At 56.3% G+C, this 15,429-nt stretch carries 13 protein-coding genes; 3 read left to right on the top strand and 10 right to left on the bottom strand.

The annotated features are described in order from the left end of the window. Nucleotides 1-143: 143 nt before the first annotated feature. From G5B47_RS10225 to G5B47_RS10205, 5 genes are all read right to left on the bottom strand, one after another. On the bottom strand, nt 144-455 hold the full coding sequence (locus G5B47_RS10225; RefSeq protein WP_165097464.1) for a (2Fe-2S) ferredoxin domain-containing protein: 312 nt from the start codon (nt 453-455) through the stop codon (nt 144-146). A 386-nt stretch (nt 456-841) separates the two neighbouring features. Beyond that, entirely contained in the window at nt 842-1,834 is a 993-nt protein-coding gene (gene glpX / locus G5B47_RS10220) for a class II fructose-bisphosphatase (protein ID WP_025333539.1), read from the bottom strand. 222 nt (nt 1,835-2,056) lie between these two features. Beyond that, nucleotides 2,057-2,857, bottom strand: a complete 801-nt coding sequence (locus G5B47_RS10215) for a pyruvate, water dikinase regulatory protein (protein ID WP_165097462.1) — start codon at nt 2,855-2,857, stop codon at nt 2,057-2,059. A 19-nt stretch (nt 2,858-2,876) separates the two neighbouring features. After that, a complete protein-coding gene (locus tag G5B47_RS10210; RefSeq protein ID WP_165097460.1) occupies nt 2,877-3,533 on the bottom strand; it encodes a helix-turn-helix transcriptional regulator in 657 nt (218 codons plus the stop codon). Between the two features lie 190 nt (nt 3,534-3,723). Continuing rightward, complete coding sequence (locus G5B47_RS10205; protein WP_165097458.1) at nt 3,724-4,710, bottom strand: DMT family transporter; 987 nt, start codon at nt 4,708-4,710, stop codon at nt 3,724-3,726. A gap of 145 nt (nt 4,711-4,855) precedes the next feature. On the opposite strand from G5B47_RS10205, the gene G5B47_RS10200 reads away from it, so the two are divergent. From G5B47_RS10200 to G5B47_RS10190, 3 genes are all read left to right on the top strand, one after another. After that, a complete protein-coding gene (locus G5B47_RS10200; RefSeq protein WP_165097455.1) occupies nt 4,856-6,283 on the top strand; it encodes an aminotransferase-like domain-containing protein in 1,428 nt (475 codons plus the stop codon). A gap of 251 nt (nt 6,284-6,534) precedes the next feature. Next, the gene (gene ppdK / locus G5B47_RS10195; protein WP_165097452.1) at nt 6,535-9,213 is read left to right on the top strand and encodes a pyruvate, phosphate dikinase; all 2,679 of its coding nucleotides are present in this window, start codon (nt 6,535-6,537) and stop codon (nt 9,211-9,213) included. A 59-nt stretch (nt 9,214-9,272) separates the two neighbouring features. Then, nucleotides 9,273-10,097 carry a pyruvate, water dikinase regulatory protein gene (locus G5B47_RS10190; protein ID WP_165097575.1) on the top strand — a complete coding sequence of 275 codons (825 nt, stop codon included), beginning with the start codon at nt 9,273-9,275 and terminating at the stop codon, nt 10,095-10,097. A gap of 87 nt (nt 10,098-10,184) precedes the next feature. Here the strand turns inward: G5B47_RS10190 and G5B47_RS10185 are convergent, their stop codons facing one another. From G5B47_RS10185 to G5B47_RS10165, 5 genes are all read right to left on the bottom strand, one after another. Beyond that, on the bottom strand, nt 10,185-11,591 hold the full coding sequence (locus G5B47_RS10185; RefSeq protein ID WP_165097449.1) for a ferrous iron transporter B: 1,407 nt from the start codon (nt 11,589-11,591) through the stop codon (nt 10,185-10,187). Further along, nucleotides 11,569-12,300 carry a FeoB small GTPase domain-containing protein gene (locus tag G5B47_RS10180; protein WP_165097447.1) on the bottom strand — a complete coding sequence of 244 codons (732 nt, stop codon included), beginning with the start codon at nt 12,298-12,300 and terminating at the stop codon, nt 11,569-11,571. Before G5B47_RS10180 ends, G5B47_RS10185 begins: the two co-directional genes overlap by 23 nt. Further along, nucleotides 12,297-12,551, bottom strand: coding sequence for a FeoA family protein (locus G5B47_RS10175; protein WP_165097445.1), 255 nt, complete (start codon nt 12,549-12,551; stop codon nt 12,297-12,299). Before G5B47_RS10175 ends, G5B47_RS10180 begins: the two co-directional genes overlap by 4 nt. 171 nt (nt 12,552-12,722) lie before the next feature. Next, nucleotides 12,723-14,669 carry an FtsX-like permease family protein gene (locus tag G5B47_RS10170; protein ID WP_165097444.1) on the bottom strand — a complete coding sequence of 649 codons (1,947 nt, stop codon included), beginning with the start codon at nt 14,667-14,669 and terminating at the stop codon, nt 12,723-12,725. Then, nucleotides 14,644-15,414 carry an ABC transporter ATP-binding protein gene (locus tag G5B47_RS10165; RefSeq protein WP_165097443.1) on the bottom strand — a complete coding sequence of 257 codons (771 nt, stop codon included), beginning with the start codon at nt 15,412-15,414 and terminating at the stop codon, nt 14,644-14,646. Before G5B47_RS10165 ends, G5B47_RS10170 begins: the two co-directional genes overlap by 26 nt. Between the last annotated feature and the right edge of the window lie 15 nt (nt 15,415-15,429).

Here is a 15,429-nt window from a genome sequence, read left to right as displayed (position 1 = left end):
AGGTTGAAGAAATAGCGCCAAGCGCTTTTTCATTATACTTCAAGAGAACCCGCAGGTCTGTACACGCAAAAATAAAACCGGCATTCCAAAAGGAGCCGGCGAACCATTGATGAAGCCTATTCTTGTATTCGGGTGCGGGAAGCTTAGGCTTCCATTTTCAGCATAACCAGCTCGTCCACAGGATTGCCTTCAACCAGATGCTCTTTGACGATACGCTGAACATCATCAGTGGTCACGTTGTAGTACCATACTCCGTCCGGATAGACAATGAGGAACGGGCCGTTGCCGCAAAGGCCGAGACAGCTGGTCTTGTTGATCTTGACCGACTTATTGATCCCTTGTTCGACAAGCTCTTCCTTGAAAGCCTGCATAACTTCTTCTACATCCTGGTTATTACAGTGCTCGCTGCAGCAAAACAGCAAATGCTTCTTCAGAACCTTGAGCCGCATGTTCATGTTTGTACTTCCTCCTTGGTTTGCGTTGCTTTAATTAACATCTTTAGCATGAAGTATAGTCCTTTTGCTCGGGTTTGTAAGGAGAATGAGAGGAGTGTTCCGAAAGATTTAATAAATCGAAAATTATGTAACTTAATCTGTTAGATATACCGACATAACTATGACTTTCAGCTGATTTTGTGACAAAATTTCGCTCCGTCTGCCCGAAGGCTACGGCGGTCGCCTTTTTCGGGCGGAGAGCGATGCGGAAATATTGATGATTCTTTATGACGGGGAGTAACCGGTGGGGCTGGATATCGGATTGAGGGGGGCTTACGCGCAAAAAAACCACCAAGACTCAGACCCCCATGCTGGCGGGCACGGTCTTGGTGGATGCGGAAAAGCGTTTATAATGAAGCAACTTTTCTTCCCGGCGAAACTTGCGGAATATCCTTGCCCGGAAGAAAATGGATGCTGCGGATATAGCGGATTGTCCGGCTTTGCGCCCGCATGATGACGGAATGCGTCTCGGCGCGTTCTTTCCCGATTAAGCGGACGCCGTTCAAAAATTCGCCGGAGGTTACGCCGGTGGCGGCAAAAATAACGTCGCCCGTGCCGACCATATCGTCCATGTACAGCACACGCGTCGGATTGGCAATGCCCATCCGCATGCAGCGCTGCAGCTCGAACGGGCCTTGCGGCAGCAGTTGGCCCTGCATTTCGCCGCCGAGGCATTTCAGCGCCGCTGCAGCCAGTACGCCCTCCGGAGCGCCTCCGGAGCCGAGGTACAGGTCCACCTCGCTGTCCGGCAGAGCGGCCGCGATCGCTCCGGCCACGTCACCGTGGCTGAGCAGCTTGATGCGCACTCCCGCCTGGCGGAGGGTTTGGATCAGGTCCTTGTGCCGGTCGCGGTCCAGTACCATAACGGTCAACTCGGACAGCGGTTTGCCAAGATGGTGGGAAGCTTTGGTCAGCGTGATTTCAACCGGGTCCTCCAGGCTGAGCTTGCCGGCAAGCTCGGGACCGCAGGCGAGCTTCTGCATGTAGATGTCCGGCGCGTGCAGCAGGCTGCCTTTCTCGGCGATCGCAATGACCGATTGGGCGTTCTGCAGCCCGGCGGCGACGACCTCTGTTCCTTCCAGCGGATCGACAGCCACATCGACGAGCGGGCCGCTTTTGTTGCCGACTTTCTCGCCGATATACAGCATGGGGGCGTCGTCCATTTCGCCTTCGCCAATTACGACGGTCCCGTCGATGGAGACAGAATCGAACATGGAACGAATGGCTGTGGTCGCCGCATCATCCGCAGCGTCCTTATCACCCCGGCCGATCCAGCTGGCCGAAGCCAATGCACCTAATTCCGTCACCCGTACAATCTCAAGAGCCAATTCGCGTTCCATAGTTAATTCCCTCCAGTCCTTTTTTTGAATATCTGTATATCGGAATTTACATCGAAGCTTCCGCTTCACTTTGTGGGGCGTATAAGTTCCGGGGCCCCCATAAAGTACTCGGAATTGACACCGAAGCCTAAGCTTCACTTTATGGGGTTATCATTCTTTGGGGTCCCCATAAAGTACCAGGAATTCTCTCCAGAGCTTGGACTTCACTTTGTGGGGTAACTTTTAGATGTAGCCCATAATAAGTCCGGCTGTCTCTTCAATCGCCTTGTCGGTAATGTCGATCACCGGGCAGCCCAGCCGCTTGAACAGCGCTTCGGCGTACCGGATCTCTTCATTGATCCGTTCGAGGCTCGCATACTGGGAATCGACGGGCAGTCCCAGCACTTTCAGGCGCTCCGAACGGATCTTCAGCATATGCTCCGGCTCCATCGTGAGTCCGATCATCCGCTGGGGCGGCAGCTTAAACAGCTGGCCCGGCGGGCTGATCTCCGGCACGATCGGATAATTGACCACCTTCTTGCCGCGGTGGGCAAGAAAGATGCTGAGAGGCGTCTTCGACGTGCGCGACATGCCCAGCAGCACGATGTCCGCCTTCAGCATGGCCCCGAGATCTCGTCCATCGTCGCAGGCGACGGTGAATTCGATCGCCTCGATCCGCCGGAAATAATTCTCGTCCAGCTGATGCAGCAGGCCGGGTCTTTGCCGGGGCGCATCGTCAAACGTATCGATGAACGCCTGCATCATCGGACCCATAATGTCCACGATCCGCAAATCCAGCCGGACGGCTTCCTCGCGGATGGTCTCCCTCAGCTCGGGCTGCACCAGTGTATAGGCGACAAAGCCGTTATTCTTCGCGGCTTCCTCCATCACTTTGCGCAGCTCGTCCTCATGCCTTACATTGCCGTACCGTTTGATCGTGACACGCTGATTCTCGAATTGGTGTAAGACGGCCTGAACGACTGCTTCCGCCGTATCCCCTAAAGAATCCGAGCATATCGTAATGAAATGTGAAGGCTCATCCATGCTCTCTCGATTCCTCCCCTTATCCATTGGCTTCGGTATCGAGGAGAAGTTTTACGATGGAAGTTTTGGTCAGCCGCCCTACAACGTCCAGCTTTCCGACGGCCCCTTCTCCTTCGCAGGGGACAACCACCGGCAAACTGTCTACCTCGTGAAAAATCATTTTATGCGCGGCGTCAAGCACCGGGTCGTCAGGCCCGATCGTAATCACCTTGGGCTGGCGCGTCATGACCATGCTGACTGGCATGGATGCGGCACCAGGATTGCCAAGGGTGACTTTCAAGAAGTCTTTGCGCGAGGCGACTCCGGTCAGTTTGCCTTCCTCATCGCAAATGATGAGTGTGCCTACATCCTGAAGGAACAGCGTCACGACCGCATCGTGGATCGTCGTTGTCTCCCGGATAATGATGGGCACGCTTTGAATTTCCTTAACTTTCGTTTCTTGAAGCAGATAGCCGCTTCCAAGGCTCCGGGAGGATTTCCCGCCGGGGAAATATCCAACCTTCGGCTTGGCGTCGATATAGTCGAGCATGACCAGAAGCGAGAGGTCCGCTCGGATGGTCGGGCGGCTGAGCCGCAGGGCTTCGGCAATCATTTCGCCAGTGATTGGAGCGTTCTTTTTTACAATGTCGATAATTTGTAGTTGCCGGGACGTAAGTTCGATTGCAAATCCCTCCACTTTCCTGATGCAAGAAAGCGATCCTCCGTTAGAAAAGGGCCGCCGAATTTGACTCCCCCTTCCTTTAATGCGTCATGCTTGGAGGAATAATCCCTTTCGTTGCTTATATAATACGCAATATTCATCATTAATGCAACAATTAGTACGTACTATTTATAATTTTTTTGAAAAATGATTGATATAGCGCTCATTAATCCTCATTATTAGCCTTTTGGTGCAGCCGGAAACCTTCTCTCCAGGCGGAAGTCCAGGCAAAATGTCTCTCCGCTGCCTTACCGGCCGCGAGCTTCGCTAATAGCTGCTTCAAGGCTCCCGCATTGACCAGCATCGTTCCGAAGATAATCGTTATTACACCCAGCAGCGTCAGCCATGAAACCATCTCTCCGTAAAAAAGGATGCCCGCGCCAACCGCGATTGGCGGCGAAATGTAGAGCCAGGTAGACGGGAAGATCGGGTCCGTCTTGGCGACCAGCCAGTAATACAGGCTGTGGCCGATCATGGAGCCGACGACGGTGAGATAAAGAAAGGAGCCTGCAACCGGCCAGGAGAGCATGAAGCCGGCGCTCGGACGCTCCGTAAAGACGGAGAGAAGGAGCATCAGCGCTCCGCCGTAAATCATTTGCGCCGCATTCAGCGCGATGGGATGAACGTCCGGAAGGCGGGCGATTACGGTCCGGGTATACAGCGTGCCGGAGGCGTAGGCGCATTCCCCGATCAGTACGACGGCGCAGCCGGCGAACCAGAGCGGGGAAACATCAAGCGACAGACTGGGCAGGACCAGCAGCAGCACGCCCGTAAAGCCGATGAGACAGCCGGCCAGAGACAGGGAAGAGGCCTTTTGCCGAAGAAGGAACGTCTGCAGCAGCAGGATCATCATCGGTCCAGTTGCGGAGAGGACGGCGGCAAGACCCGAGGAAACGTACTGCTCCGCCCAATACAGCGCGGCGAATGTACCGAAGGTCAGCCCAAGTCCGGTAAGCATAGTCTCCTTGCGCAGCAGCAGAGAGAAGGAAGCTTTGCGTTTCAGGCACATCCACAGCAGCAGCAGCGCTCCCGCGGCAAAAAACCGGAGTCCGGCGGTGAAAAAGGGAGGGGCTCCGGCGTCAACGCCGATTTTAATCGCTAGAAAGGTGGTGCCGAAGATCAGACAGACGAGGCTATAGGCCAAAATAATCATGTTCATTGCTCCTTTGTTCATGTGCGTTTTCTTTTTCAATCCATCATATCCGCATCGGAACAGAACAGATGAAAATGAACAGAACAGATGGACGTAAAATAAGGTACAATAGATGGCAACAACGTGCGTAAAAAGGGGCTTCGCAATGAACGAGTTATCCGGCAACGGGCGGCATCCGCTGTTCCGGCAGGTATATGAATATTTGGCCGTCCGGATCGACAGGGGCGAGTGGCGGGCGCATGACAAGCTGCCGTCGGTCCGGCTGCTGGCGGAGGAGCTGCGGATTCACCGGCTGACTGTGTTTAAAGCCTACTGCAGGCTGAAAGAGGACGGCCGGGTATACGTGAAGGACAAGTCAGGCTATTATGTGGCGCCCGGGGCTGCGTCCGAAGAGGCGCCATTACTGGAGGCGAGCTTGAAAGCAGAGCCTGCAAGCGGCTGTCCGAGTCCTGCACCGGCTCTCTCGGACATTCAGCGCATGCCGGTCAAATACCAGTTCTCCCAGGCGCTGATCGATCCCAATCTGCTGCCGAATCTGTATTTGTCCGATTATGTCAAAGAGGTGTTCGATCGGTACCCGAAGGTAATGGGCACCTATTCCAGTGTGGAGGGCGATAACGAGCTGCGTGAGTTCTTAAGCGGACATTTCCGCGTGAGCAGAATGCTTCAGGCCGAACCGGAGGAACTGTTGATAACTTCGGGCGCCCAGCAGGCGATCAATCTGATCGCCACCATCATGCTCATGCCGATGGACTGCGTAATGGTGGAGCGGCCGACCTACGGTGCGGCGCTGGATATTTTTCGCCAGCGGGGCGCGCGTCTGCTCTCCGTCGACATTACGCCAGGAGGCTATGATCTGGACGAAATCCGGCGGCTGATGGAGCAGTACCGGCCCCGGCTGTTCTATATCAATCCCACGCATCATAATCCGACCGGGTATACCGTTCCGGTATGGCAGCGCAAGCGGCTTGTAGAGCTGGCCGAGCGTTACCGCTGCCTGATCGTCGAGGACGATCCTTTTCGCGATATGTATTTTGCCGCCGAACCGCCGCCGCCGATTTTTTCCTATGATACGGAGGGCTGGGTCGTTTATCTCGGCAGCTTCAGCAAATATGTGGCGCCGGGCCTGCGCATTTGCGCCGTCATCTGCCGGTATCCGCTCATGGATAAGCTGATCGCGGCGAAGTTCATGGCGGATAACGGAACGCCGCTGCTGAATCAGAAGATCTTCCTGCACTACTTTACGTCGCCGCGCCTGCAGGGACATCTGGCCAAGCTCCGCATCGCGCTGCAGGTGCACAAGGAAATCGCGGAACGGGAGCTCGCGGGAACCGGATGCGTCTGGACCCCTCCGGAGGGAGGGCTGAACCTGTGGGTGAGGCTGCCGGAGCATATACCGCCCGAAACGCTGTTCCGCAAAAGCAAGGAGCAGTCAATCGCGTTCGTGCCCGGTGAAATCTGCGATCCGCACGGAGTTATGAAGTCTTGGATTCGCCTCAGCTACTCATTCGCCGCCGAAGACGTCCTGCGGGAAGGGATGGGCAAGCTTTCGGAATTGATGCGGAGTCTTTAAGCAATCATAGGTCATACATGCAAGTCCTCGTATACGGCAGGCATTCCGGAGATATTTATCTCGCGGGATGCCTGTTTTTGTTTATTCACGCAGAATAAATGCGACATATATAAATATAATCATTAAATAGTACGTCATATATATTGCCAAATAGCGGTATTCATGCTACAACCTTAAGTAAGCGCTACTCCTATTTCACAGTCTGGCGGGCAGTTTTGTATCCTACTTTCAATTACGGAGGGATTGATCAAATGCTGAAACGCGTGTACCGGTTTGAAGAAGGAAATGCGGAGATGAAGAATCTGCTGGGTGGAAAAGGAGCGAATCTCGCGGAAATGACGGCTCTCGGCCTTCCGATTCCCCCGGGATTTACGGTAACTACGGAAGCTTGCCAGGCCTATTACGCGGCTGGAGGAATGATGCCGGAAGGGCTGATGCAGGAGATTCATGACGCGCTGCGTGGTCTGGAAACGGCAAAATCTGCCGAATTCGGAGGTGTGAACCGGCCGCTGCTCGTATCCGTGCGTTCAGGGTCAGTAACATCCATGCCGGGCATGATGGACACGATTCTGAACCTCGGCCTCAATGACGAAACGGTCAAGGGACTTGCGGAGCAGACGGGCAACGAAAGATTCGCCTATGATTGCTACCGGAGATTTATCCAGATGTTCGGAGATGTGGTGCTTGGCATTCACTCGATTTATTTCGAACGGCTGATCGAACAAGCCAGAAAGGAAAATGGGCGATCCTGCGATCAGGAGATCAGCGCGGGTGAGTGGAAGGAGCTTATCGGGAAATACAAATGGATTGTGGAGGACCGGACCGGGCAGCCGTTTCCGCAGGATGTGCGCGTTCAACTGAAGCTGGCGGTGGAAGCCGTCTTCCGAAGCTGGAACAACATGAGAGCCAAGGTATACCGGAAAGCGTACGGTATCCCGGATGAGCAGGGAACGGCGGTCAATATCCAGGCGATGGTATTCGGCAATCTCGGAACCGGCAGCGGAACCGGCGTGTTGTTTACCCGCAATCCCTCTACGGGAGAACGGGAACTGTACGGTGAATATTTGGCGGATGCCCAAGGCGAAGATGTGGTAGCCGGAGTGCGCACGCCGAGGCCTGTCAGCGAGCTGCGCGAGGAACTGCCGCTCGTCTATGAACAGCTCTCGGCTGCCGCCGGGCTTCTGGAAATTCATTACCGGGATATGCAGGATATCGAGTTCACTGCCGAGAACGGCAATCTGTACCTGCTGCAGACCCGGAGCGGCAAACGGACGGCTCAGGCCTCGATCAAGATCGCCGTGGATTTGACGAAGGAGGGTATCCTCTCGAAAGAGGAAGCTGTCAGCCGGATTGAACCGGGACATCTGGATCAGCTCCTGCACCGTTCCATCGCTATCCCGCCGGAACTTGCGCCAATTGCCAAAGGTCTGCCGGCCTCCCCGGGAGCGGCCGTCGGCTTGATTGCGCTGGATGCGGATACCGCCGAGCGGTGGGCCAAGGACGGCCGCAAGGTTGTACTGGTCAGCACGGAGACCTCTCCGGACGATATTCATGGCATTTTGGCCGCCGAAGGCGTGCTGACGAGCCGGGGCGGCATGACCAGCCATGCCGCGGTCGTGGCGAGAGGCATGGGCAAGCCGTGCGTGTGCGGCTGCGAAGCGCTGAGCATCGACCATGCAGGCCGAAGCGTACGCATTGGAGAGCTTACCCTGGCGGAAGGCGAGGAAATATCGCTGGACGCTTCCGGCGGGCTGGTCTTCCGGGGAGGTCTGTCGCTCAGCGATCCGGAAATTACGCCTGAGCTGCTTGCGCTCTTGGACTACGCGGACGAGATCCGCAAGCTTCGCATCTATGCGAACGCAGATACACCGAATGACGCCCGGAAGGCGCGGGAATTCGGCGCGGAGGGGATCGGGCTGTGCCGGACGGAGCATATGTTTTTCTCGGGCAGCCGCCTTCCCATCGTCCAGTCGATGATTCTCGCAGGCGGCAGAGAGGAACGGATGCTCTATCTGGACCGGCTGCTGCCGATGCAGCAGGCCGATTTTGAAGATATGTTCGGGGCGATGGACGGCCTCCCGGTGACGATCCGGCTGCTGGACCCGCCGCTGCATGAGTTCCTGCCGAACCCGGATCAGCTTCGGGAAGAGTGCCGCAAGCTTGAGGAGGCCGGGGAGAACGGTGAAGAAGTCCGGAAGCTGAAAGCTATGATCTCCAAAGTGAATGAACTGCGGGAGGTCAATCCGATGCTCGGCCTGAGGGGCGTTAGACTGGGCATTTTGTTTCCGGAAATTTACGAAATGCAGATCGAGGCGATCTTTAAGGCCGCTCAATCGGCGCTCCGCCGGGGAGTGGATGTGCACCCGGAAATAATGATTCCGCTTGTCGGGCATCCGGATGAGCTGAAACGCATGAGAGCGCTGGTCGACGACATCGGGGGCCAGGTGCTCAGCGAGGAGTTCAGAGGGCTCAAATACCGGGTAGGGACGATGATTGAAGTGCCCAGAGCCGCGCTTCTGGCGGATACCATTGCGCAGCATGCCGATTTCTTCTCCTTCGGCACGAACGATTTGACCCAGATGACCTTCGGATACAGCCGCGACGATGCGGAAGGGAAATTCCTGAACTCCTATCTGGACGGGAATATCCTCAAGGCCAATCCGTTCCAGGTTCTGGACCAGGACGGCGTCGGCCAACTGATAGAGTGGGCCGTTACCCGGGGCAAGGCGGTGAAGTCGTTCCTGAAGACGGGAATATGCGGCGAGCATGGCGGCGACCGGGAATCGATTTCTTTCTGCCACCGCACGGGGCTCGAATACGTCAGCTGCTCCCCGTACCGCATTCCGTTCGCCCGCATAGCGGCGGCGCAGGCCGCTCTCCTTGACAGAGCGGAGAACCCGCAGAGTCCGGCCGAGAAGCAGGTCGTCTAAGCGGGGCGAAGAGGCGTTCGTAGAGGGGGAGCACAATGGACAATCGAAGCAGCCGAAGCATGGCAGATACCGAATGGGAAGAGGCGGAACACGGCCGCTGGATCATCATCTGCTCGGACGCCGTAGGGGAAACGGCCGAAGCTGTTGTGAGCGCTGCCTTGCGGCAGTTTGAGGCACGGCCTGCCCGGATCAAACGCTTCAGTCATATTGCCGGCGGGAGGGAAATCCGCGAGGCGGTGCGGGAAGCTGCCGAGCGGCGGACGTTTGTTGCCTATACCTTTGCGCAGCCGGAGCTGACCGAAATGATGATCGGCGAAGCCGCCGCTCACGGTGTGAGTGCCGTGGACATCATGGGTCCCGTCATTTCGGCGATCTCGGGTACCTTCCACAACCCGCCCCTTGCGCGGTCCGGGCTGGAAGGCCGATTGAATGAAGCGTATTTCCGCCGGGTCGAGGCCATGGAGTTTGCCGTCAAATATGACGACGGCCGGGATTCGCGGGGAATCGGCCTGGCCGAGATCGTGCTGATCGGCGTCTCCCGCACCTCGAAGACCCCGCTTAGCATTTACTTGGCCCATAAGGGCTACAAGGTGGCGAACTATCCCTTGACGCCCGAGGTTCAGGCTCCGCTGGAGCTGTTTCAGATTCCGAGCCGCCGCATTTTCGGGCTGACGATGGAGCTTGAGTCCATTCTCAAGATCCGTACCGAACGGCTGAGATCGCTTGGGCTGCACGCGGACGCGGACTACGCTGCCGCCCACCGCGTAGTGGAGGAGTTCACTTACGCCGAGGAACTGATGAGGCGGATCGGCTGCAAGGTGATCGACGTGTCCGATAAATCCATCGAGGAGACCGCGGGTTTGATTATCGACTTCATACGATAGAACGAAAGCAAGGGCCGTTTCCGGCTGCGCAGGATGCGCAGGGGAGACGGCCCTTGGCGTATGAAGTCTTTAAGCTTCCTTCAAGTCCTATACCCAGCCGAAGGCATATGCCGCCTGCGCTACCAGGAAGGTAACGGCGATGGCGATGCCGAGCGGGATAACGGCCGACAGGACGGCCCATTTTACGCTTTTCGTTTCCTTGTAGATGTTGACCAGCGTCGTGCCGCACGGATAATGCAGCAGCGAGAACAGCATCATGTTCAGCGCCGTCAGCCACGTCCAGCCGTGCTGGAGAAAGATATCCTTGACATTCGCGAGGCTGTCGACATCGACCATCGCTCCCGATGACAGGTAGCCCATCATCAGGATCGGCAGCACAATCTCGTTCGCGGGCAGGCCGAGGATGAACGCCATGATGATGTAGCCGTCAAGTCCGATGAGATGCGCGAAAGGATCGAAGAAAGACGCCATATGGTTCAAAACGCTGTCTCCGCCGACGATGATATTGCCCAGTACCCAGGTGGCAATCCCGGCCGGGGCGGCGATGACGATGGCCCGCGTCAGCACATTCAGGGACTTCTCCTTGGAAGAAACCAGGATGGTCTTCCAGATCTGTGGTCTCCGGTACGGCGGCAGCTCCAAAGTATAATGCGTCGGCACGCCGCGCAGCGCCGTCTTGGACATGACCCAGGAGACGGTCAGGGTGACGACGATCCCCAGCAGCACGAGGCCCATCAGGATGCCTGCGGTGGTCAGCGATTTCAGCACTCCTGTCGTCGCGGCTCCCGCCATGAACAGGGAGGCCAGCAGGATGAGCGTCGGCCACCGGCCGTTGCAGGGGACGAAGTTATTCGTCAGAATCGCCAGCATCCGCTCGCGCGGCGACTCGATGATTCGCGTAGAGAGAATGGCGGCGGCGTTGCACCCGAAGCCCATCGACATGGTCAGGGCCTGCTTGCCGTGCCCGCCCGACTTCTTGAACAGGCGGTCCATGTTGAAGGCGACGCGCGGGAGATAGCCGAAGTTCTCGAGCAGGGCGAAGACGGGGAAGAAGATGGCCATTGGCGGCAGCATGACGCTGATGACCCAGGACGTCCCCCGGTATAAGCCGAGAACGAGCACGCCATGCAGCCATTCGGGAGCGTTCAGCGCCTGAAAGCCGGCGGTCAGATAGCCCTCGATGTAGCCGAATAGGGAGGCCAGCCAGCCCGAAGGGTAGTTCGCTCCGGCGATCGTAATCCAGAAGACGGCGCCAAGGATGGATAGCATGATCGGGAAGCCCCAGATTTTGGAGGTTACGATCCGGTCTAGCTTATGCGTGCTCTTCAGCTTGCCGCGGTCGCGGTAGGCGACCGCCTCGCGGCAGATGCTTGCGGAGACGCCATAGATGCCGCCGACAATATCGTCGCGGATGCCGCCGCTGGTCAGCTTCTCGGCGGAGGCAATCAGCGAATCCAGCGCGCTGCTTGCTTTAATGGCAGGCTGTTGCTCCATGGCCGGACACCTCCTTTGATATCGTGCTCTTGATCCCCAGGCTCTCCCTGCGCAGGGAGGCGAGCAGGCTTTCATCGCCGTCCAGCAGCCGCAGCGCGATCCAGCGGGCCGGGTAATCGGCTCCAAGGGACTGCTCCACGAGCGGGAGGAGCTCGGCGATGCCGCGCTCGATTTCCTCGCTGTACGGAATCCGCAGGGGCTCTGCGGCGAAGGTTCCGTCCGCAACCCGTTCCACCTGATCCAGCAGCTCCTTGATTCCGGTTCTGTTTCTGGCCGAGATGGCGATGACCGGTACGCCAAGGCGCTTCGACATGGCCTTTAGGTCGATATCGATGCCCAGCCTCCGCGCTTCGTCCATCAGATTGATGCAGATTACGGTCCGTCCGGTAATTTCCAGCACCTGCAGAGCGAGGTTCAGGTTCCGTTCCAACGAGGTTGCGTCCAGTACGACTAACGTCACATCCGGCTTCTCAAAAATGATATAATCGCGCGCCGCCTCTTCATCGGCCGAGTTGGAGTACAGGGAATAGGTGCCCGGAAGATCGACGGCGCGGTATTCCTTGCCGTTATGCGTAAACGTTCCTTCGGCGGTTATGACCGTCTTGCCTGCCCAGTTGCCGGTGTGCTGCCGCATGCCGGTCAGCAGATTGAACAGCGTGCTTTTTCCCGTATTCGGATTGCCCGCAAAGGCCACGGTGTAAGACTTCATCTCTCATTCCCTCCAATCGGATTACCAAAAATAAGAGAGCTTTCTTCCCTGCGCAGCGCAATTGTCGTATTGCTTACACGAAATGCGGTCGGGTCCCCGAGAGGGCTGCTCCGGAGCACTTCAACCGTATTGCCGGGAACAAAACCCAGATCCAGCAGTCTTCTTCTCATAACGCCCTGCACACTCATGCCGCTGATTTCAAGGACACTGCCTTTGGCGGCTTCGGATAACGGAATACCGGTTATGGCCATAACGGTCACCCTTTCTTTTATGTCAAAACATCCGACTGTTGAGCTGTTCCATGATATTAGTATACGCGAACAAATTTGTCCCAGCAACAAAAAAGTTTCCCTGAGGAAACTTAAATTTTAACAAAATCCCCCGCGATGAAGAAAAGCTTCTTCAGCACGGGGGTTCGAGTTCTAAACCATTGTTCTCTTCAGACTGTGAACATAACGTGATCTTACAACGGCGAAATACAGCGTCTGCACCGCCAGGAAAGCGCCGATCGTCATAAGAACCGGGACTGTGATTTCGTAGACCTGAATCTGGTTCAGAACGGGCCGTATGACAACAAGGGTCTGAACCCAGGCGACCAGAATGGGGATGTAAAAGAGCAACGCGATCTGCCTGGTTGCCGAGCCGGACATCTCGCCGGGACTGAGTCCGATCTTCGACAACGCGCGGTACATTCTTTGGTCGGCGGCCAGCTCGGAGTGCAGGCGGAAGTAGAGAAAGCTCGCTGAAGAGACGGAGAAGATCAGGGCGATGAAGATGCCGATAAAGCCAAGCATCGACATTCCCTGCTTCGTCCCGATATAATTTCTGGATCTTGCATCCATCATGGAATCCCAGTTGCCAGACTGCTTATTCCGTTCATTGATCGAGTCGACCAGTTCGGATGACAAGGCGACATTCCGGCTGTCTGCGGCCGGGAGCTGGCCATCCCATGCGGGTATTTTGTACAAATATCTTGTAAAATGCGCCGATTGGTTTCGCTCTTCGGAAGTCTTGGATAGAAGATTAAAGGTATCGTCTCCGACAACCAGAAGAGGGGAGGCGTACTGTCCGAAGGGAGGAATTACAGGCGTATACGTTTTTCTTACGGTAAATGTCCGGTCCGGGATATCTGTAATAGTCAAACGGTTATCCTTTACGTATTTCTCGTTGTCAAGCTGGCCTGAAATGACCAGAACAGCTTCGCTGCCACGCAGCGCGGCTTCGATCTCGCTTCCCATCTGCGGCGTCAATTCGTTGTACCGGCTCAAAGGCAGGATTTCAAGCATTTGAGATTTGCCGCCATCCCGAACGGAACCGCGCAGCAGATCTACTTTATTCTCCGTAAACTTCAGTCCTTCCACCTGAAGACGGCCGCGGATCATTTGAATATCCTCTTTCTCATTTGTCGAATGGTAAGCGGTGTAGTTCAAGGCGAACGGACTGCTCATATACGCACCCTCGTTTGCGTTGCTCAGCGAGAGCAGAAAGCTCGAAGCCATACAGGCGAGCGACGTAACCACAGTCACAAGGAACAGCATGCGGGCATTGTCCTTCAGCTTGTAAGCCATCTCCGAAACCCAGAGCAGGTTGGTTCCGCGCCACAGCCGTCTGCGGCTGAGCTTAAGCAGGCGGATCGTAAGTACGGACAACTGGGTATAGAAAAAGTAAGTGCCGGCAATACCTGTTACCGCCGCGACAAGCAGCCATTTAGGGTCCAGCGGCTGGCGGATCGCCCAATATCCGGCGGCAAGCAGCGCAATGCACAGCACGGACAGCAGCAGGGAGGTCTTGGGTTCCTTTTTCGGCTTGCTCGTGCCCTTCAGCAGCTCCAGCACCCGGTTCTTCCGGATAAACAGCAGGGTGAACGCCGAGATGACGATGAACAGGGCGAGGAATGCGGCTGCCGTTACCAATATTGCTTTTACCGGCCAATAAAACGGGAGATCGCTGATGCCGATCATCTTGGTGCTGAGCAGCAGGAACATCTTGGACAGCAGCAGGCCTCCTGCCATACCCGTCACGATGGAGAACAGCCCGATGAGCATATTTTCCATGAAAATGAGCTTGTTGATCTGTCCCGGCCGCGCCCCCAGAATCGTCAGGATGCCGAACTCGAGATTGCGGGATTTCAGAAATGCGCTTATGGAGTACAGCACGAAGAAGAAGGCGAAGATGAACACGATGTAAGAGGCGATCTTCATGCCCGCTGCGGAGTTCCTCCCGAGCTCAATTGAGGTCACGTCGGGATGGAACATGAATACGGCGTAAGCGAAGAAGACCATGACCATAAAGGCGCTGCTTAGAAAAAAAGCGACATAGGACCGGGCGTTCCGGCGGATGTTGTTAAACGCGAACTGAGGAAAGCTCATGGCTGTTCCCTCCCCAGAACGACAGCGTGTCGATGATTTTTTGGAAAAAAGCCTGGCGGCTCTCGCCCCGGCGGATCTCGGCCGCGAGCTTGCCGTCCTTGATAAAAATAATCCGGCTGCAGTAGCTGGCGGCCAGCGGATCATGCGTGACCAGCATCAATGTGGCTCCCGCACTGCGGTTGATGTTCTCCAGCGACTCCATCACGAGCCGCGAGGCATTGGAATCCAGGGAACCCGTCGGCTCGTCGGCCAGGATCAGGGAAGGCGACGAGATAATGGCCCGCGCAATCGCCGTCCGCTGGCGCTGTCCGCCGGAAATTTCGTAGATTCGCTTGTCTAGAATATCCGTGATTCCAAGACGGTCCGCAGCCTGCCCAAGCAGCGTCTTCATCTCGGAGAGCCTGCGCTTGTCCAGTGTCAGCGGAAGCACGATATTCTCGCCGACGGTGAGCGTTTCGAGCAGATTGAAATCCTGAAAGACGAAGCCGAGCTGCCTGCGGCGGAACAGAGCCAACTCCTTTTTGTTCATGAGAAAAGGGTTGCTGCCGTTGATCTTTACTTCGCCTGAGCTGGGCCTGTCAATCGTGGAGACCATGTTGAGCAGTGTCGTTTTGCCGCTGCCCGACGGGCCCATTATGCCGACAAATTCTCCGCTCTCGATGCCGAGATGGATATCGGTAAGGGCGCGGGTGCTGATTTTGCCCGGATAGATTTTGCTGAGGGCGGTGACTTCCAATACATTCATGAGAGACCTTCCTTT

Origin of the sequence: Paenibacillus apii, from assembly GCF_011043685.1 — a bacterium.
GTDB classification, from domain to species: domain Bacteria; phylum Bacillota; class Bacilli; order Paenibacillales; family Paenibacillaceae; genus Paenibacillus_AQ; species Paenibacillus_AQ sabinae.
The sequence above is the reverse complement of the archived record's forward strand: the minus strand, read 5'-3'. Positions and strand labels throughout refer to the sequence as shown.

What these genes read in the sequence shown, in the direction of transcription:
- G5B47_RS10225 (WP_165097464.1), bottom strand. Translation starts at nt 455, where the DNA reads ATGAACATGCGGCTCAAGGTTCTGAAGAAGCATTTGCTGTTTTGCTGC.
- glpX (WP_025333539.1), bottom strand. Translation starts at nt 1,834, where the DNA reads ATGGAACGCGAATTGGCTCTTGAGATTGTACGGGTGACGGAATTAGGT.
- G5B47_RS10215 (WP_165097462.1), bottom strand. Translation starts at nt 2,857, where the DNA reads ATGGATGAGCCTTCACATTTCATTACGATATGCTCGGATTCTTTAGGG.
- G5B47_RS10205 (WP_165097458.1), bottom strand. Translation starts at nt 4,710, where the DNA reads ATGATTATTTTGGCCTATAGCCTCGTCTGTCTGATCTTCGGCACCACC.
- G5B47_RS10200 (WP_165097455.1), top strand. Translation starts at nt 4,856, where the DNA reads ATGAACGAGTTATCCGGCAACGGGCGGCATCCGCTGTTCCGGCAGGTA.
- ppdK (WP_165097452.1), top strand. Translation starts at nt 6,535, where the DNA reads ATGCTGAAACGCGTGTACCGGTTTGAAGAAGGAAATGCGGAGATGAAG.
- G5B47_RS10190 (WP_165097575.1), top strand. Translation starts at nt 9,273, where the DNA reads ATGGCAGATACCGAATGGGAAGAGGCGGAACACGGCCGCTGGATCATC.
- G5B47_RS10185 (WP_165097449.1), bottom strand. Translation starts at nt 11,591, where the DNA reads ATGGAGCAACAGCCTGCCATTAAAGCAAGCAGCGCGCTGGATTCGCTG.
- G5B47_RS10180 (WP_165097447.1), bottom strand. Translation starts at nt 12,300, where the DNA reads ATGAAGTCTTACACCGTGGCCTTTGCGGGCAATCCGAATACGGGAAAA.
- G5B47_RS10175 (WP_165097445.1), bottom strand. Translation starts at nt 12,551, where the DNA reads ATGGCCATAACCGGTATTCCGTTATCCGAAGCCGCCAAAGGCAGTGTC.
- G5B47_RS10170 (WP_165097444.1), bottom strand. Translation starts at nt 14,669, where the DNA reads ATGAGCTTTCCTCAGTTCGCGTTTAACAACATCCGCCGGAACGCCCGG.
- G5B47_RS10165 (WP_165097443.1), bottom strand. Translation starts at nt 15,414, where the DNA reads ATGAATGTATTGGAAGTCACCGCCCTCAGCAAAATCTATCCGGGCAAA.